This is a genomic window from Bacillus sp. z26 (genome assembly GCF_058313635.1).
Window position 1 is genome coordinate 384,926 of the sequence record NZ_JBZFQM010000001.1, and the last position, 19,249, is coordinate 404,174.

Here is a 19,249-nt window from a genome sequence, read left to right on the forward strand (position 1 = left end):
TCGTTTAAAAAAAGGTTCAGTCAAAATTTCTGACCGAACCTTTTATGCTCCTTATCGAGCCTATTAAATAATCACGTTCATCATTGGGTTTAAATACTGATTGGGACTTTTCAGCTGAAAGCTATTTGTACTGCTTGAAAAATCAATAATGAGCTTTTCATCTAAAAAGATTTCATGATATTTATTTAAATATACCGGATAGGCATTGGTTTCCCATTTTACTTCTTGTGAATCCGTCTCTGTAACAAAGTATAAATTGGTTACACCGCTCACTACGCAGCCGCAGCCTTCTGTTTCATACTTTAAACAAAAAACGCCTTCTTTATTTGGCAGTTTGTCTTTTACCTTTTCTAAAGCTACGTCTGTCCATTTAATATCCATTATTGCTCACCATGCTTTCTTTCTATATATCCCCTAAGTTCCCGATTTTGTACAAATGGTAAACCTAACAAGGTACATCCGAATAAAGAAAGGCAGTATTCAGGGAATACTGCCTCAAAGTTCAGCTTAATGAACTGCTTTTGTATGTTTTTGTATTAAATTTTGTAAGGCCGCTACCGCTTCATCGCCACAATACGTACCTTTATAATTAAAGCCATTCTCAGCACAATATTTTTGCCCTAACGCTACAGCGTCTTCTTTAGTCATCTCTTTTTTTAGCTCACCTATAACCATTCCATAAGGTGCTTGATAAATTGTGCTGTATTTTTCTTTTTCCATTTTCTTTTACCCCTTTTGTTTTGATATCCATGGCAAGTTATCAGAACGGCAAGCAATGCTAAAACTCATTATCTGCTTTTTTTCTTTTTCTATGTCTCTGTCTATACATATACTAAACTTTTTATGGTAATTTGTCTAATATTTGTTTTCATTCTTCCTAAATGGGGTAATATAATTTGTTTTGGACTAATTTAAATATAATCATAATCAACATATGAATAAGCTGACAAGGAATTGCTTGACCATCAATTTTTTAGTTGTACATCCATAAGCTCCTGATAAAAAACAAAGCAAACAGCTCCATTCTCATCAATAATATGGAGCTTTCGAGCTTGTTCATTGCAATAATGAATATGACCCTCCACTGTCTGATACCGGCGACTGGCTGTACGGTAATACCGAACCCTAACAGGCTTCCCATATTCCATAGCCTCCATAATAACCCCATTGATTGCTTCCATTTGCTGTTCGTCCAGCTCATTTCTTGTTTCATAGCTATCCTCATGCGCCCATTCCCTGAGCATCGTCACATGCTCCGGCAGCATCATGGATGTCCATTTTATTTTCCCGCGATCTCGAATCATTTCCAGGCACCCTCCATTCACTTGACTGTTATGCTCTATGTCCTCCAACCAATGTACTTCGATGCTTAGCCGTGCCCGCCTCTGTATACGATACGGCGCGCAAAATCGCATTGGATCCATATTTTTTGCGCATTCGATCCATCACAAAGCCAAGTTCTCGCCTGCGCCAGCCATCCTGATCAAATAGACTGATTTGCATCTCCTGGTCCGGAATAACATTCGAAAGTGTAATAGAAATCTTTCTGACAGTCTTACCAGTGTAAAATCGTTCAAACAATGTTAAGCACATTTCATAAATATCCATCGTAATATTGGTCGGTGTTTCTCTTGTAATAGAACGATGAAATCCTCCTCCAAATTCATCCTGACTGTAATAAATCCCTAAACTGACCGTTCGTCCAGCCATCCTGCTTGCACGTGTTCTTCTGGCTACTTCCTCACACATTTCCAAAATGACGTGTTTTATTTCCTCAGGCTTTTTATAATCCCGAAGTAAAACCTGCCCTTTTCCAAAGCTGATTTGCCCTTCCATAATGGGCGCTCCAATATCAGATAAATCAACACCCCAGGCATGATGATACAATTGGTTGCCCATCACACCAAACTTTTTTTCAAGTGCCGCCAAGTCATAGCGCGCCAATTGACCAATCGAAAAAATCCCCATTCCGTTCAACTTTTTTTCCAATGGCTTGCCAATTCCCCACATTTCGCTCAAAGGGGATAAAGGCCATAATTTTTCAGGTACATCCTCATAGGTCCACTGGGCGATTCCCTTTTTCTTGGCTTCCAAATCAAGACACAGCTTGGCAAGCAGCATATTCGGGCCAATACCAATCGCGCAGGGGAGCTGAAACTCCCGATCGATTTCATCCTTAATTTTTTCAGCTATTTCAACAATATCACCCCATAGGCGGGTGGTACCGTCCACTTTTAAGAAGCTTTCATCGACACTGTACGTATGAATGGCACTTTTAGGTACATACCGATTAAATAAACGGCTGATTTCAGTAGAGATACGCAAATACGTAGCCATTTTGGGATTAACCTTTATAATGCGCGGATCATCCGGAATCTCAAATAACCTCGACCCCGTCTTAATGCCAAACTCTTTCTTCATTTTGGGCGATGAAGCCAGCACGACACTGCCGCTCCGTTCCGTGTCACTGACCACAGCCAAATAACATTCAAGTGGATCCAACCCCATCATCACTGCTGAACAACTGGCAAAAAAACTTTTCATATCCACACACATGACATAATGGTGCGGCAAAGTACTGTAATCAATCATATTAAAACCTTCCCCAAATAAGAATGTATGTTCGTGTTTATTATATCCTTAATGATACGCGAATATACGTTCGTGTTCAACGGAAAATTATTTACAATTTATGTATAGAGCTGCGTAAGAGTGCAAATACTTAGATTCTGCAAATGAATTAAGAGAAAACTACACACATCAACCGAAAAAAGAAAAAAACAGCTTTCCGTTCGAATCCCATCAGGATCTTTTCTCGGTAAACTGTTTTAGATTGCTATAGATGATTCTTTTGTGAAGAATTAGCATTGAAATGAACATAGAAAGAATTGAGCAGCATCATGATAGCAAATACAGCAGCAGCTATTTTACCAAAGCGGGAATATACAGCCCCTACACCGAACAAAAAGATAACTACTTCTATCCCTATTTTCCCCGGGGAAGAAATTGAAAAATTCGCTTTAGGAGCAACAAATAATCCCCACAAAACAGCAAGCAAAAATGGAGTTCCAATGCCGGCGAGACCTTTCATTAGCCAATGTTCGTCAATTGTGAATCCCCAATAACCGACAGATATAAGAATAGCCAGTTCAATTAAAAAACGAATAGCCAGATTAATGGATAAGATCATCTAATTTTCTTCCCACTCCCTTTTTGTACATTCACTTATGTATAGAATATTCCAATTTTACTGATTCGTAAATATGATAAGGTACAACCCCACCTTCTCCCCTTCCTTCAAAAATCAACAAACTTGGAATAGGCCATTATTTTAAGCATCGGGGATAAAAAATTGACAAACCACAAAGCATAATAAATTTGAAATTTTCGGAAAGGGTATATAATAAGAGTGCAAGAATGATTTAAAGAAGTAATCTGAGATATTCCCAGAAACAAATAAAAAGGAGAATGATTCTATGATTATTGTTCAAAACAAAATTAAAACAAAACCAGGTTTCGCAGAAAAAATGGCTGGCCGTTTTACTTCCGGAAACGAATTAGATAAATTCAAAGGATTTGTTAAAGTAGAAGTATTACTGACACAAGGGTTAACAGAATACGATGAGATGAGCGTTAATATGTATTGGGAAGATGAAGAAAGCTTCCTTGCCTGGAAAAACAGTGATGCCTTCAAAAAAGCACACCAACGTCCGGAAGGCAAACCCGATGCAGCTAAACAAGACTCTCCTATGTTGGGAAGCCAACAGACTACATTTACCGTCGCTTCCGTAAAAGAAGCAGCACCAATAAACTAATACGTAAAAGAGCTGGGCTAAAACCATTTTAATGATTTTGCCCAGCCCTTTATGTTTCCTGAGTACTGATAATGTAAATAACTAAGCCTTCACTACACTATGCCGATGCTCTTCAAAAAAAGCTAAAATCCTGCGATACACAGCGATTTCGTTTTCCTTCTTAGCAAATCCGTGTCCTTCATCTTCTATCACCATATAGGAAATATCCCTCCCCTTGTCCTTAAGAGACTGTACAATTTGATCGGATTCCGCCTTTACTACCCTCGGATCATTGGCACCCTGAATAACAAGCATTGGTTTTGTCATTTGTTCAAGATAGGTTACAGGGGAGTATTCAACCAATTTATCTCGATCATTTTCTGGATGGCCAACCCAAGCATCCATGATTGGTTTCCAATCCTCCGGAACTGAATCGACAAAGGAAAATAAATTAGTTGGACCGAAAATATCTACTACTGCTTTAAAATATTCAGAATGGCGTCCATGTAAAAGCAAGGACATATAGCCGCCATAACTGCCTCCCATTAAGAAAATATTACCTTTCTTTGCATGCCCTTGTTCAATTAACCAATCCAGACCAGCAATATTATCTAAACGGGCTCCTGCTCCCCAGGCACGTTCCACCATTTTAGTAAAAGCCAATCCATATCCTGTAGAACCCCGGAAGTTCGGTGCAAAAATACTATAGCCATTATTTAATAGATACTGGAATAATGGGTTGCAAGACTTTCGTACTGCATGCTGCGGACCCCCATGCGGCCACAGTATCATTTCTCCTTTATCGTATTCCGGTTTTGCTTTATAGAATAAAGCTTCAATTGGGAGACCATCAAAAGATGGATACGTTATTATGTCCGGTTCAACTAATTCCTCTGCTTGTAAGCCCACTATGGTATTTTCAGTAATTGAGTTCCATTCATCATCCCCGCTTAGCCTATATAAATTCGCAGGCTTGATAGAACTTTTACCAAGCAAGTAGAGGGAACCTGAATTTGCAACCATCTTTTTCGTTATAAGGTCACATGGAGGGTTCAATTTTAGCCATCTTTGATTCTGTAGATGATAGGCGTATAAATAATCCTTTACTCCTTTTTCAGAGGTTATGTATAAGATTTTGTTTTTCTGATCATATATAAGATTTGTGAAGCTCTCCTGCGGCAATTCTTTAAGTTTAATAAACTCCCTCGTTTCTAAATTAAAGCTTGCTAAATAAGAAAAATCTGCATCATAATCCGTGACTAAATAGACCTCAGTTTCCGAAACAATAACGGCATCACTAACAGTATGCTCATTTTCAGTTGGCGGAGTCAGTAAAATATGTTCATCGGCTTTTTTTACATAATAAAGCATATTGGTATTGGAAAATTGCTTCGTATAGAGAATAGCGGATTCATCTTCACTTACTTCCGCCAATATTGTAGTACTTTCACTCCCTTCCAATACCATGGTCTCTTCTCCTGTATTCAACTGTAAGCAATAACTATTGAGGAAAGATATATTATCTTTGGAAGATGTATAGTATAATTTCTCACCATCCTTCGATAAGAAAGGATGAAAATTACGTGTATTCTCTTGAAAAACTATTTTCTTCAGGGTACCGCCATACGTTGGCATAGCATAAAATTGAGTGTTTTCGTCGCCGTCGTGATCAAAACCAGCTAGTACAAATCTTCCTTTTTTATCATAAAGCAAATACTCAGATGGTTGATCATTAAATGTCAGACGATAGGGAAAAGCATTAGGCATATTCATGGCCCAAAGATTATATTTTCCACTTATATTGGTGCTGATGATAATCTGTTTCTCATTGGGGCTGACAGTAAAATCATTAATTGAAACAGTTCGCAGTAATAGTTCTACATCTGGCTTAGGAAAGGAAATCATGTACAAGCTCCTTATATTCATATTTTTTGAGATAACACAATCGAACTAATAAACATGATGTAAAACCTATTTCTTTCGAGTTTCAAAGAAACGTAAACGAGCTATACAAAATTATTGATTCGTGATAATCATAAGTTCAAAATTAAAAAAGGTTAGATGAGATAAAAATTAAGGATAGCGATCACCGTTTTAAAAAACTCTCTTACTTCTTGTCTGCAACGGTGATTTTCTCTGATGGTGGTATCGAGGCTTAGAACTTCTTCTGAGGTTATTGGTTTCGCATGGGACTTTTCTTTTCTAGACGGCCTTTTCTTTTCTCCTGTTTTAAGATACATTTCAATATGTTTAGCAATCTCTAACTTTGAACCTGAAATAGCTTCTTCTTTTAATCAATAGTAATCTTTAAAATCTCGAACACTTATACTATTTGTAAGCTCAGGTCTAACAGGATATCACCTCCATATATATCCATTTAATTATAGAAAACTCGCTCTCTTTAATCAATGTACTTTATACGATATAGAACCTTTATGACTAAACAAATTATTATTAGCTACACCTGTCATTATATGTTATAATCTATTCGACCTTTAAAACTGTTATACTATTATATGCTTTACTGTTTCAAATACCCTGCTCTATTCGCCTGGAGCAGGGTATTTTTGTTTTCTTTATTTATTCGCCACTTTCATGCAACCCTATTGAAGCTGTATTACATATTGCTATACTTTTCACTACAACAGCTTCATAAAACAGGCAGGTTAATAAAAACAAGTGAAGAGCTGGAAAAATACAAAACAGGAAGCATGGTTTGTTCAGTTGGGACGGAAACCCTATCTAGAGAACTTGATGACAAAATGAAGTGTTTAGGAAGATGCGTTGGATTAGAAAAGAAAATATTGATTATCTTTTGCGACAGACTTATCTCATCTTGGATGGTTCGAACGACAAAGAATTCTTTTGTGAAGACGGGATTTTGAGCCTATCTCCATTGTGAACTAACAAATCCTGAAATGAAAATGAAGATAAAAATCAACCTATTCTTTTTTTACTGAAGGCAGACTAGAGAAGTTAATGAGGGAATTTTATAGAAGAAGCCTGGTCACCTTTTTACTTTAGGCTGTTTTCGCATAGTTAGTTGCTTTCTTGACCATATTTTGAGAAGTGCATAATAAAAGACCTCGTTATAGCGAGATCAATTGCTTAAAGAGATGTCTAAATATCTTTCATATCTTTGCTCTTCAATGTTTAGTTCATATACTCTAATAAAATTCACTTTAAAATTAGGATATGGCTTCAACTCCTTATCTGCTAATTTTTCCATTTCTTTTAATTCCTTTTTAGAGAGTCCAGTAGAAATGTTTCCACCGTATTGTTCTTTCCCTAGAGTTAAGTGAGGTACAAAGTCTTCGAGTTCAAAATACTGTTTTATTAAGTCCTCTGACAGCGAAATCTCTTGCACTATTTTTTGATGCAATTTGTGTAAATTATTTGAGTTAACACTCAAATATAAAATGCTATCTCCAAAATAGTTTGGCTTATCTAATGACACTTGAAAAGGTTTAAAAGTGTCACATACTTTTTGTACCTTGTCTATCCATTTTTTATCGGGAGTTAGTCCCCCTTGTGCTTTCAAAGTTATGTGAGGTTCTACACCTGGTTGTTTAATCCAATTACGTTGAAAATGTTCAATTCGTTCCAAATATTCTTCAGGTGGGACAATTCCTATAAAATACGCAACTTTCATTCTTCTTCTCCCCCACTATTTTCCGTTTAAATTATTTTAACAGAAAATTCAATATATATAATCGATATTATTACACCAAAAACAACAATCTTTACGAAAACAGCCTTACTTTAATACAAAGAAAAACAGACCCTGAAACCAGGATCTGTTTTATTTATGTGTGATTCAGATTAGTTTTTTTGAACGTTAGTAGCTTGAGGTCCACGTTGACCTTGTTCTACTTCAAAAGTAACTTCTTGACCTTCGTCAAGTGTTTTGAAACCTTCACCTTGGATAGCTGAGAAATGTACGAATACATCGTCTCCACCTTCGCGCTCGATAAATCCAAAACCTTTTTCTGCGTTAAACCATTTTACTTTACCTTGTTCCATGTTTTGTTGCCTCCTAGTGTGCTAACACACAATTGTATTACTATCCTTGCTTTTCGATCGTAAGACGACAATAATTGTTCAACTTTCAATCACATCAAACAAAAATAATTCTTCCTTATAATAACAGGTTATTGACGAATTAGCAAATGATTCCCTCATTTATTTTTAAATTTTTCTTTAAATCATGACTTTTAGGAAATTCTTTTGTAAGGGTTTACCTTCTTATTTGAATAGGAATAAAACAAATAACTGTCGATTACTTTTACAAAGGATGTTCCATGTCCATTATAGAATGGTATATAGTGAAAGAAAGGAGCTGATAAAACGATGAATCAAAACTATAAAGCATTAATTGTAGAGAAGCATGAGGAACAAACAGCTATTAAATTTATCCAAAAACCGTTACATACACCGCAAAACGGCGAAGTACTTATAAAAGTAAAGTATTCAGGCGTGAATTATAAAGATAGCCTCGCAACAATCCCGAATGGAAATATTGTGACAACCTATCCAATGGTACCGGGTATTGATCTTGCAGGTATCATCGTTTCATCGACTGATAAGCGCTTTAAAGAAGGCGATGAAGTAATCGCAACCAGCTACGAAATCGGTGTATCTCGTGATGGTGGATATGCAGAGTATGCTTATATTCCTGCCGATTGGGTCGTCTCCCTTCCAAAAGGGCTTACTTTAAAAGAAGCCATGATCATTGGAACCGCTGGATTTACCGCTGCTTTATCTGTTCAGCGTTTGCAAGAAAATCAAGTGACTCCTGATCAAGGGCCTGTTGTTGTCACAGGAGCTACAGGCGGTGTCGGCAGTTTTGCTGTTTCCTTTTTATCAAAACTCGGATTTACGGTTGAAGCCAGCACAGGAAAATTACATGAATCTGAGTACTTAAAATCAATCGGTGCTACAAATGTGATTTCAAGGGATGAAGTCTACAACGGTAAAGTTCGTGCTTTGGGCAAACAGCGATGGGCAGCTGGTGTGGATCCCGTCGGCGGTGAACCTTTGGCTTCTCTTTTAAGTCAAATTAAATATGGCGGATCTGTTGCAGCCAGCGGACTAACAGCCGGCACCAAGGTTCCAACCAACGTCTTCCCATTTATCTTAAGAGGAATTAATTTATTAGGAATTGATTCTGTACAATGCCCGATGAATACACGTCGACATATATGGGAACGTTTAGCAACTGATCTAAAACTTAACCAGTATGAGCAGCATATCCAGCAAGAAGTGACACTTGATGAACTGCCTTCCATATTCCCTCTCTTATTAAAAGGTGAAGCAAGAGGCAGAACAATCGTCGTAATCCAGGATTAACTTCTACGCAAAACACCAATTCTCTTTAAATAGAAGAATTGGTGTTTTTTACATACAGAAAAGGAGCATCTATGCCAATCTTCTCATTTCCATTTAATACAAAAGGTCCTGATTATTTTTTCAAGGAAATAAGTTGTTTAATTAGCACAATTTACTAACACTTGCTATAATAATTGGATGTGTAAGAACAGTATCTGAAATCACCTTTTAAATACGTATCTTGCAAATATTAAAAACTAGGTGGTAAGAATTATGACAGAAAACAAACCATACAGAGTATTGCTTTATTATTTTTATACTCCAATTGAAGACCCTGCAGCATTTGCGGCGGAACATCTTGCCTTTTGTAAGGGAATTGAACTAAAAGGCCGTATACTTGTAGCCAAAGAAGGAATTAATGGTACAGTTTCCGGTACAGTAGAACAAACAAATGCTTATATGGAGAAGATGAAGAATGATCCTCAATTCGAAGGGATTGTCTTTAAAATAGATGAAGCTGACGGTCATGCTTTTAAAAAAATGCATGTGCGACCACGCCCTGAGCTTGTTCATTTATCTTTAGAGGATGATATTAATCCGAACGAACTAACTGGACAATACTTAAGCCCAAAAGAATTTTTCGAGGGCTTGCAGGATGAAAATACCATTGTTTTAGATGCACGTAATAACTATGAATATGAACTTGGACATTTCCGCGGTGCTATCAAGCCGGACATTGAAACATTCCGTGAGCTTCCCCAATGGGTTCGTGATAATAAAGAAATGTTTGAAGGAAAACGCGTCCTAACCTATTGTACAGGCGGAATCCGTTGTGAGAAATTTTCCGGCTGGTTAGTACGAGAAGGATTTAAAGATGTCGGTCAGCTGCATGGCGGAATTGCCACATACGGAAAAGACCCCGAAGTACAGGGCCAATTATGGGATGGACAAATGTATGTATTCGATGAAAGAATTGCTGTTCCAATTAACCAAGTAGAGCACGTAATCGTTGGAAGAGATCACTTCGATGGTGAACCGTGTGAACGCTACGTTAATTGCGCAAACCCGGAATGTAACGAACAGATTCTTTGCAGTGAAGAAAATGAGTATAAATATATGCGCAGCTGCACAGATGAATGCCGTGTACATCCTCGCAATCGTTATGTTGTAGAGCATAACTTAACAGAGGAAGAGGTTGCAGAAAGACTGCGTAAACTAGAATTAATTTCAGCTGAATAATAGTAAAGGAGACCTTTCGATTGAAAGGTCTCCTTTTATTTATAGTTCATATATTCTTATAATCTGTTCCCTTTTCGAAAAGAAATAAAGGCTATTCCATTTCAAATGTTTACGCACATTCCTAATAGCACATTATTGATTCTGTAACACTCTTTTCGGAGATAGCTTACCCAAGTTTTCATAAATTTCAGCTGCCATGATTTCATAGCCTTTTTCAGTCAGATGAATTCCATCATCACTGATTAAATCCTTTAACTGATCTCTGCTTTTAATCGCATTTCTCACGTCTATCAGGAATACATCCATTTCTTCAGCGATATTTTTTACGGTACTGTTATACGTAGCGTGCCAGCTGGATATCCCCCCCACTTTGCATATCCATTGGCTGACTTCTGTGCCGAAACGTTTGGAGATTGTCTGGTAATAGCGAGCCGGATCCAATGGAGGCAGGGTTGTTAAGACCGGTGTAATTCCGCATGAATTTAATCGGGATATGAGCTCTTTTAAATTACTGGCATACCGTACAAGAGGTACTTTTGGCTCGTGTTCTTCATTTGGTTTTTCAGCTACTTCTTTCCATGGGAAATCACAATCATTTCCGCCAATTCCAATAATCACATAGTTCGGTTTTTCACGAATTATATCTTTTTCAAGTCGATCTAAAAGCAAGTCGGAGTTATCATTGAATACTCCCTTATTTACCACTTCAACATGGCCAATCTCTTGATGGACTTGATTTTCCGATAATAATTTCTGTAAATAGGCAGGGTAATTATTTTTTAAAATTCTCAATCGTCCTTTAACAAACGATACTCCCCGCGTTAAACTATCACCAAAACATATTAATTTCATAGGCAATCCCCTCAAATCATTTAGTAGATTCTAAGTTGCAAATCATGATAATTCTTTATCACTTTCATTATATCAAGAATATTTCTAAAACGGTTCAAGGAATGCTCATGTTAAGTTACTGAAAATTTTGCCGTTCATCTCTCATATACTACTAATAAACCAATAGAAAATGAGTGAGTTTAGGATGAATACTGCCACAATCAATAGACTGTTTTATTTAACTGCTGTTCTCCTATGTGTTTTTCTTGGATTGGCTTCCCGTTTATACAGTCCGAATCTCCATCCATTCGTTTCCCAGCAAACGGGAGATTCCATATGGCATTATGTGGATTTTTTTGTTGAAGGTATTCACTTAGTTGTAGTGGAGAGGTACATAAATGTCTGCTTGCCACTCTCACCTGTAGAATCGAATCCTGTAAATCTAAGATTGTAAGATAGTTTATATGAATTACCTATAACCAACACATTCATCTCTCATTTAGCAAAATAGGATCTATCCCTCCGTTTATAACCGCAGATCATTCGTACGTATTTCCTAATCTAATTATCAGGAGTATAATAGTTTGTACAAATGAAAGTTATAAAGAAAGAAGTGTAAGCATGGAGAATCAAGCTAAAGAGAAAAAGCTCGGCATTTTAGCTGGTGGCGGAGCTTATTTTTTATGGGGATGCCTCCCGGTCTATTGGAAATTAGCCGGTGATGTATCTGATTTAGAAATATTGGCACATCGGATTTTATGGTCTTTTGTGTTTATGGTGCTCCTTGTCTTTTGTTTTGGAAAAACAAAAAGCGTTTTTGGGGAAATCAGCAGCATACTCAAACAGCCTAAATTAACCTTGGCGATTACCCTTGCCACTCTATTAATCTCAGCCAACTGGTTTATCTTTATCTTTTCAGTCAATAGCAATAATATTCTATCCGCCAGCATGGGCTATTATATCAATCCAATCGTCAATGTCATACTGGCGATGATTTTCTTAAAGGAAAGACTAAGCAATGGTGAAAAGATCGCTGTTTTATCTGCAGTGATCGGTGTGGTTATTCTAACATGGAGCCAAGGCTCTATCCCCTGGCCTGCGATATGTATGGCGCTTACCTTCGGGTTATACGGATTGATCAAGAAAATGGTATCCATTAATCCGTGGACAGGTTTAACACTCGAAACCATGATTATTGCCCCGGTTGCACTGATCTATCTTTTATTCTTTGCCGAGCATGCGTTTTTATCCTACAGCACTCAAGTCGATTTAGTCTTAGTAGGAGCAGGCGTTGTAACCGCCATTCCGCTCTTGCTTTTTGCGGAAGGAACCAAACGAATCAGCTATACGATGATTGGATTCTTACAATATTTAGCTCCAACCCTTATGTTAGTGATGGCGGTAACGGTCTATGATGAAACCTTCACCCTTCTTCAAGGAATTTCATTCCTGTTTATTTGGATTGCTTTGATCATCTACACCGCGTCCAATCTCTACAGAGCAAAAAAGCACAAAAAAGGCGCAAGCTAAAACATAGGAAAAGAGATGACCAAATAAACAGTCATCTCTTTTTTGAAATTGGATTAAAAGTAAGCCATCTCATATTTTTCATAATATAACTCAAGTTCTTCAACGGAGGACTTATAAAGAGGAATGGAATCCAATTCATCTTCACCAAAAATAAAATCTAAATTCTGATCACTTACTTTTTTGAACATGAATGAAACATCCTCTACATCCGTCGTCACTTTAATATATTCAGAATCAGAATCTTCTATATTCAGGTCCATCACAAGCTCCTCCTCTTCATCATACATAATCAGATGTCCCATATGACGATCGGAACCTATCACAATCTCAAAAAAGTAAGGGCCATATTCCTCTCCATATCCATCAAGAATTTCCTCTTCCGTACCCTCTACTCCCCAAATTCCGTCTATATCTGCCAACGATAATATATTGTTGTAGACCAATTGATTACCATAATAAATTTTCGTGTAGGTATCCGCATATTCAAACGTTTGCTGATCATCCGTATTATGAACACTGAAGGATTTTACTTGTTCATCTTCAGTCGTATATACGACATGATCCACATAGGATACAAAACTGGTCACATCATTCGCAATTTTCTTCCCGTCCAAAATTAAAGAATGGTCCGCTGATAAATAGATAATTTGATCATCTACAATCGACCAGCAAAGCTGGCTAGCAGAGTCCAGCATGACTTCAGCTGCTATTTCCGTAGAATTACCGGAATGATTCACTCTGTACATCGTATACGTCTCATCAAAATAATAAGTATCATCTTTTAATAAAAAGAAGTCCACAACGTGCTCTGCAATCGTTTCGGATTTTTGATCCCCAATCTCCTTCATAAGCAATTGCTGATTGCCGTTCATATAAACATAGGATTCTTCCTTTTTTTCATAATCCAGAACATCAGAAGCGATTTTAATCACTTCATTTTCATTAGATACACAGTAAAGTTCCCCTATATCCCCCTGATAGTCAGCTAAATACGAATATTCTCCATCATCTCCAACCTGAAATCCGCCATAATCATGGCTATCCGCATGAATCTTAACATTCTTTTTCTTTTCTAAGTCCCTGCTATATAATTCCCCATCATCCGTGTAAATCAGTAACTTTGTACCATCCTCTGATTCTTGGAAATTCACTACCTTTGAGGCCAATTTTTCTTCCCCATGATCTTTCGTAAAGACATATAGTTCTTTGTTTTCATTTATATAAAACAAGCGATCACCGTCTGTTGACAGTCTATATTGGACAATATTAGAACGAATCTTCTCAGCATCAGCCTCATCAAACATGACGTATAATTGATCTTCCTTCTCTGTCATATAAGCAAGAGAGCTCTCGTCAAAAGAGATTTGATACGGCAGTCTACTGGTAGATACTTTTTCAGCAATTCTTTCTTTCTGCCCTTCTTTATAGCTGTATAAATCATTGTCTCCATTTATATAGATGAGTCCGTGATGATTATCCCGATAATGGAGCGTGTCCTCCCTAACATCTGAATCTACCTTTTCGACATCACGGTCCACTTCTTTAATATACAAATCTGTTTCCTTCAGCATGACATACGCATCATCATTCACGTCGTGTTCCCGATAAGAAGATGTACCGCCATTGTCCGAACAACTCGTCAGAACACACAATACGCATATAGAAAACAAGATGGATGATATTCTGATAGCCAAAGAACTCTCCCCCACTTTCAAATATACTGTTGTTGTATAAATTATATCATAATAATAAAAAGATACTTAATAGTATGAATAATTACAAGATTACAATATCGTAAGGGAGCAAGAGTCCTTGGCGTAATTCATAAAAAAAGTCGTCTGCAAGTCACTTTCATGGACTTTCAGACGACCTTCCTTGAGAATCTTCTATTTTATAAACGGAATTCCATTAATCCATCATTCAGTTCTTTCGTTTGATGATAGATTTGTTTATATAAGCGGAACAAAGCTTGATAGATTTCTACATTTTCCGCGATTGGTTCGTATTCTTTACCAGTAACCGTGAAAACTTCAGCACATTCCTTTAAGGAAGAGAACCAATTACAGCCATACGCCGCAAGCATGGCTGCTCCGACGGCCGGCCCCTGCTCACTCTTTAATTTAACGACTGTCGCATTGAAAATATCGGCCTGAATTTGGAGCCATGTCTCATTTTTAGCTCCTCCGCCAATGGAGACCACGCGATTAATGGTTTTTCCATTTTCACGGAAAATTTCAATTGATTCATGCAAGGAAAACGTAATTCCTTCTATAATAGACCGGGCAAAATGAAGGCGTGTATGCATGGCATCCACTCCAATAAAACTTCCGCGAATCTTTGCATCTGGATGAGGCGTCCTTTCCCCGGAAAGATACGGGGTAAAGAGAAGCCCACTTGCGCCAGGCGGAATCGATTGGAGGCCATCCAACAATTCGTCCATGGACTCTTCACGTGCAAATTGTTCCTTAAACCAAGCTAAGCTTTGACCTGCTGACAAGGTTACCCCCATCGTATAGTAGGCGTCCTCTTCTCCATGATTAAAATAATGGACCTTACCGCTGAAATCACGCTTTCCTGATTCTTCATAAGAAAGGATGACACCCGAAGTTCCAATACTGCATAAAGTTTGCCCATCATGTAAGATTCCTGACCCAATGGCTCCGCAAGCATTATCAGCTCCACCAGCAAAAACGTTCGTTTCCGGAAGCAAGCCTGCCTCTTCTGCAAATTCAGGAACAAGGGTACCCACACAAGCATGTGATTCAACCAATGGGGGGCATATCTCAGCTTTAATATCCATGATCCTGCAAATCTCCTCGCTCCAGCATTTATTGCCGACATCAAGCAAGAGTGTTCCAGCTGCATCCGAATATTCGCTGTGAATAACACCAGTCATTCGATAACGGAGGTAGTCTTTAGGCAGCATGAAGTAGGCCATTTTTTCATAGATAGCTGGTTCATGTTCCTTTACCCATAAAAGCTTAGGTAATGTAAAACCTTCCAATGCCGGATTTTTTGTAATAGCAATCAGCTTCTCTTTCCCGACCTTATCATAGATGGTTTGACACTGAGCCGTTGTCCTTGTATCATTCCAAAGAATGGCTGGGCGCAATATGTCTAGATCAACATCCACCATTACCAGCCCATGCATTTGTCCTGAAAAACTGATTCCCTCAATGGATGAAAGGTCCCCATTTAACGGTTCCACTAATTCCTTTAAAGCTTCCTTTGTTCGTAACACCCATTGCTCCGGATCCTGCTCACTATAACCGGACTTTTCATGAATCAGCGGATACGTTTTGGACACTTCCCCGCATATTTCACCCTCTTGATTCATTAGCAATGTTTTTACCGAACTCGTCCCAAGATCAATCCCAATCACATATCTCATCTACGCCACTCCCATTCTCTATGATAAATACACAGGTATGGCAACCCGCACACTTTTTGATATCGCTTACATTATTTATACCTTTAATTTTAGCACCGAAAACTTAGTTTGTCTAATGGATGAACTAAGTTTTTTATTTTTTTAGAATATGGTATAACTAACAATAGGGATAAAAAGAAGGAGTATAAATATGAAGTGGAATCAGCAAACCATTAAAATCAATAATAAACAAAAAATATTGGAGACCATTCGCGAGGATGCACCCATTTCAAGATCAGATGTAGCGCATAAACTCGGCCTGACAAAAGGAACCGTTTCTTCCCTCGTCAACGAGCTTTTGGAAGCCGATATCTGTCATGAAACCGGACCAGGAGAATCGAGCGGCGGCAGACGTCCGGTCATGCTTCTCTTTCAACATTCAACAGCCCATGTGATTGGAATCGATATCGGGGTTAATTACATACTTGGTGTTCTCACCGATTTAAGTGGATCTATCGTCAAAGAGCTCAAACAACCTGCTATGAATCCAAACTATGACGAAGCAGTCCAAATCATAACAGATATGATTCGCTCCCTCCTCTCTTCCGCTCCTAAGAGTACATATGGAGTAGTAGGGATTGGCTTGGCCGTTCCCGGAACAGTTAATAAAGAAGGCGAACTCTTACTCGCTCCCAATTTGAATTGGGAACATAAGAAATTAAAAGAACAAATTCAGAATGAATTCAATCTGCCCGTCCTGATTGAAAATGAAGCAAATGCCGGGGCTTTTGCGGAAAGAAAGATGAGGTCCTCCCACTCATCAGATCATATGGTCTATATAAGTGCCGGAATTGGAATAGGCGTTGGAATGATCCTAAACGGCGAGCTTTACCCTGGGTCAAACGGATTTGCCGGTGAAATGGGCCATATGATCATTCAATACGATGGGTTGCCATGTTCCTGCGGAAGCAAAGGCTGCTGGGAATTATATGCGTCTGAAAAAGCACTGATTAAAAAGGCCTCTTCCATCCTCGCAACAAATGAAGAATGGACACTGGAAAAATTAATTGAACAAGCAGCCAATGATAAACAGGTTCAAGCAATTTTTGCAGAAACAGCAAAATTCCTCGGAATCGGCATAGCCAACATCGTCAACACCTTGAATCCTGAGCAAATCATCATTGGAAACCGTCTCGCCATGGCAAAAGAATGGATCAAAGATCAAGTGGAAGAAGTTGTGAAAGAATGTGCATTAGATGTCAGCAAATCACACTTGGAAATACAATTTTCCAATCTTTCCATCTATTCAGCCGCCCTTGGTGTATCAGCCTTTGCCATTGAAAATTTCATCGAAATGATTTGTAAGCAATCAAAGGTTAACCAGTAGGAAGTTGGCCTTTTAAATGAAGAATTCACCAAAAGGGAATCCAGGCTTATAATAAAAAGAATATGAAAGTTAAATAAAACGAGCTATGAGAGAATTCATAGCTCGTTTATAATGTGTTTTTAAGAATTATCTAGTTGTTCATTCATCTACTTTTTGACAAAAGAATCTATTGCCATTTCTAATTTCAATCTCTTAAGTGCAACTGGCAATCCTCGAGGCTGCTCTTTCTTCCTTATAGATTCTTTATCTTAAACGTATCTCCATCCTCTAAGTTACCGGATTTATATCCTTTTTTAAACCAGCGCATTCGTTGCTCAGATGTACCGTGGGTAAAACTTTCCGGGACCACATAGCCTTGAGCCCTTTTTTGAATCGTATCATCACCAACGGCACTCGCTGCTGTGATCGCCTCTTCCAGGTCACCCTCTTCCAGCAAATCCATACTCTTTGCATGGTGAGCCCAAACACCAGCTAAATAATCAGCTTGCAGTTCAAAGCGAATCGAATAGTCCTTGGAGTTGGCACGCTGCTGATTTTTATCGGTTTCCAGCAAGGTTTGTACATGGTGACCGACTTCGTGGGCAACGACATAGGCCATTGCAAAATCACCCGGTGCTTGAAACTCCTTTTTTAGCTCATCATAAAAACTTAAATCTATATAGAGCTTATGGTCGCCCGGACAATAGAATGGTCCAACGGATGACCCGGCTGTCCCACAGGCTGACTGAACACTATCATTATAAATAACAAGAGTAGGCTTTTCATATACCAACCCTTCTTCTTTAAAAAGCTTCGTCCAAACCTCCTCTGTATCAGCTAATACAATGGATACAAACTCTGCCAATTCTTCCTCTTCCTGTGTTCCAACGTACTCTGTATTGGTTGTATTGGTAGAGGCTCCTCCTCCCAACTGATTTAATAGTTCGGTAGGATTTCCACCCAATAAAGTCACCACTAGTAATAGTATAATTCCGCCAATACCGCCGCCGATGATTCCTTTACTGCTCATTCCTCTGCGGTCTTCCACGTTTGTACTGGCTCTTCTGCCCTTCCATTTCATACAACTTCCTCCTAATCTACTGTAATCCTCTGTATAGCTTATACCCCTAAATGATTGGAAATAATTCGTTGCGCCTGAGAGATTAACTTATTTCCAAATGTAATAAAGTTGAGCCGAATATCTCATTCTGTTTATACTTCCTAGTCATATTCTATTATTTTCGCTTACATCCATTGAATAGAGTACTAATTTAGACCAAAGGGTATATATATAAGATACAAAGAAGTATAAAAAATCAATAATAAAGGATGTTTAAAAATGGAAGCATTCAAAGTGGGTAAACCGGTTTTTATTATTGAAAAAGGTGAAAAGAGAGAAGGAGTTATTGCCCAAGTCGACAACACCAAACAAACAGCCACTGTCTATTTTAAAGAACCTATTTATCATTTAAGAAAAAGAACGTTCCGTTATGATTATCTGCATAGTTTAGACGAAGCCGCCCTTACATCAGACGACTATCTAGATCTTATGAATCTGGCCAAATCTTTGGGACAAGCGCATCTTTACAAAGAATTCAAGTCTGACTTAAGAAATCTGTATACACATTAAACCTCGTAATACCCCTCTCACATCTAAAAACGTATTCTTCTAAAAACAAGTCCCTATCAAAAAGAGGGCCTATATGACCCTCTGCCTTTTAGACATTTCCAACCAGAAAAGAGAGAAGTACCAGGCTACAAGACGATTAAAATGACTTCGTACCCATGCAG

The 19,249-nt window shown here is 38.1% G+C and carries 19 protein-coding genes; 7 read left to right on the forward strand and 12 right to left on the reverse strand.

Annotated elements, in window-relative coordinates:
- Window positions 1-63 precede the first annotated feature (63 nt).
- From AC4G3K_RS01835 to AC4G3K_RS01855, 5 genes are all read right to left on the reverse strand, one after another.
- A complete protein-coding gene (locus tag AC4G3K_RS01835) occupies window positions 64-381 on the reverse strand; it encodes an iron-sulfur cluster biosynthesis family protein (RefSeq protein WP_491132261.1) in 318 nt (105 codons plus the stop codon).
- Between the two features lie 126 nt (window positions 382-507).
- Window positions 508-720: a hypothetical protein gene (locus AC4G3K_RS01840; RefSeq protein ID WP_491075581.1), complete on the reverse strand. Its 213-nt coding sequence runs from the start codon at window positions 718-720 to the stop codon at window positions 508-510.
- A gap of 245 nt (window positions 721-965) precedes the next feature.
- Window positions 966-1,304 carry a YolD-like family protein gene (locus tag AC4G3K_RS01845; protein ID WP_491075582.1) on the reverse strand — a complete coding sequence of 113 codons (339 nt, stop codon included), beginning with the start codon at window positions 1,302-1,304 and terminating at the stop codon, window positions 966-968.
- Between the two features lie 28 nt (window positions 1,305-1,332).
- Window positions 1,333-2,592 (reverse strand): Y-family DNA polymerase, encoded by a 1,260-nt coding sequence (locus tag AC4G3K_RS01850; RefSeq protein WP_491075583.1) that lies wholly within the window; start codon window positions 2,590-2,592, stop codon window positions 1,333-1,335.
- Window positions 2,593-2,836: 244 nt separating this feature from the next.
- On the reverse strand, window positions 2,837-3,190 hold the full coding sequence (locus AC4G3K_RS01855; protein WP_491132262.1) for a YrdB family protein: 354 nt from the start codon (window positions 3,188-3,190) through the stop codon (window positions 2,837-2,839).
- Between the two features lie 286 nt (window positions 3,191-3,476).
- Between AC4G3K_RS01855 and AC4G3K_RS01860 the strand changes: the two genes are divergently transcribed.
- Entirely contained in the window at window positions 3,477-3,815 is a 339-nt protein-coding gene (locus AC4G3K_RS01860; protein WP_491132263.1) for a heme oxygenase, read from the forward strand.
- Window positions 3,816-3,896: 81 nt separating this feature from the next.
- On the opposite strand, the gene AC4G3K_RS01865 is transcribed toward AC4G3K_RS01860, so the two are convergent.
- The 3 genes from AC4G3K_RS01865 to AC4G3K_RS01875 form a co-directional block, all read right to left on the reverse strand.
- The gene (locus AC4G3K_RS01865) at window positions 3,897-5,699 is read right to left on the reverse strand and encodes a S9 family peptidase (protein WP_491132264.1); all 1,803 of its coding nucleotides are present in this window, start codon (window positions 5,697-5,699) and stop codon (window positions 3,897-3,899) included.
- 1,195 nt (window positions 5,700-6,894) lie between these two features.
- Window positions 6,895-7,446, reverse strand: coding sequence for a 2'-5' RNA ligase family protein (locus AC4G3K_RS01870; protein ID WP_491132265.1), 552 nt, complete (start codon window positions 7,444-7,446; stop codon window positions 6,895-6,897).
- 170 nt (window positions 7,447-7,616) lie between these two features.
- On the reverse strand, window positions 7,617-7,817 hold the full coding sequence (locus AC4G3K_RS01875) for a cold-shock protein (protein WP_049670461.1): 201 nt from the start codon (window positions 7,815-7,817) through the stop codon (window positions 7,617-7,619).
- 327 nt (window positions 7,818-8,144) lie between these two features.
- Between AC4G3K_RS01875 and AC4G3K_RS01880 the strand changes: the two genes are divergently transcribed.
- Both AC4G3K_RS01880 and trhO read left to right on the forward strand, forming a co-directional pair.
- Window positions 8,145-9,143, forward strand: a complete 999-nt coding sequence (locus tag AC4G3K_RS01880; RefSeq protein ID WP_491132266.1) for an acrylyl-CoA reductase family protein — start codon at window positions 8,145-8,147, stop codon at window positions 9,141-9,143.
- A 252-nt stretch (window positions 9,144-9,395) separates the two neighbouring features.
- On the forward strand, window positions 9,396-10,361 hold the full coding sequence (gene trhO / locus AC4G3K_RS01885) for an oxygen-dependent tRNA uridine(34) hydroxylase TrhO (protein WP_491075589.1): 966 nt from the start codon (window positions 9,396-9,398) through the stop codon (window positions 10,359-10,361).
- A gap of 132 nt (window positions 10,362-10,493) precedes the next feature.
- On the opposite strand, the gene AC4G3K_RS01890 is transcribed toward trhO, so the two are convergent.
- Complete coding sequence (locus AC4G3K_RS01890) at window positions 10,494-11,213, reverse strand: SGNH/GDSL hydrolase family protein (RefSeq protein ID WP_491132267.1); 720 nt, start codon at window positions 11,211-11,213, stop codon at window positions 10,494-10,496.
- 184 nt (window positions 11,214-11,397) lie between these two features.
- Between AC4G3K_RS01890 and AC4G3K_RS01895 the strand changes: the two genes are divergently transcribed.
- The gene (locus AC4G3K_RS01895) at window positions 11,398-11,646 is read left to right on the forward strand and encodes a hypothetical protein (RefSeq protein ID WP_491132268.1); all 249 of its coding nucleotides are present in this window, start codon (window positions 11,398-11,400) and stop codon (window positions 11,644-11,646) included.
- Between the two features lie 167 nt (window positions 11,647-11,813).
- Window positions 11,814-12,722: an EamA family transporter RarD gene (rarD, locus tag AC4G3K_RS01900; RefSeq protein ID WP_491132269.1), complete on the forward strand. Its 909-nt coding sequence runs from the start codon at window positions 11,814-11,816 to the stop codon at window positions 12,720-12,722.
- A 53-nt stretch (window positions 12,723-12,775) separates the two neighbouring features.
- On the opposite strand, the gene AC4G3K_RS01905 is transcribed toward rarD, so the two are convergent.
- Complete coding sequence (locus tag AC4G3K_RS01905) at window positions 12,776-14,416, reverse strand: hypothetical protein (RefSeq protein WP_491132270.1); 1,641 nt, start codon at window positions 14,414-14,416, stop codon at window positions 12,776-12,778.
- Window positions 14,417-14,613: 197 nt separating this feature from the next.
- Window positions 14,614-16,113: a xylulokinase gene (xylB, locus tag AC4G3K_RS01910; protein WP_491132271.1), complete on the reverse strand. Its 1,500-nt coding sequence runs from the start codon at window positions 16,111-16,113 to the stop codon at window positions 14,614-14,616.
- A gap of 190 nt (window positions 16,114-16,303) precedes the next feature.
- Here xylB and AC4G3K_RS01915 point away from each other — a divergent pair, with 190 nt between their 5' ends.
- Window positions 16,304-17,479: an ROK family protein gene (locus AC4G3K_RS01915; RefSeq protein ID WP_491132272.1), complete on the forward strand. Its 1,176-nt coding sequence runs from the start codon at window positions 16,304-16,306 to the stop codon at window positions 17,477-17,479.
- A gap of 232 nt (window positions 17,480-17,711) precedes the next feature.
- On the opposite strand, the gene ypfJ is transcribed toward AC4G3K_RS01915, so the two are convergent.
- Window positions 17,712-18,539, reverse strand: a complete 828-nt coding sequence (gene ypfJ / locus AC4G3K_RS01920) for a KPN_02809 family neutral zinc metallopeptidase (protein WP_491132273.1) — start codon at window positions 18,537-18,539, stop codon at window positions 17,712-17,714.
- A gap of 258 nt (window positions 18,540-18,797) precedes the next feature.
- On the opposite strand from ypfJ, the gene AC4G3K_RS01925 reads away from it, so the two are divergent.
- Window positions 18,798-19,088, forward strand: coding sequence for a hypothetical protein (locus tag AC4G3K_RS01925; protein WP_491132274.1), 291 nt, complete (start codon window positions 18,798-18,800; stop codon window positions 19,086-19,088).
- Window positions 19,089-19,249 lie beyond the last annotated feature (161 nt).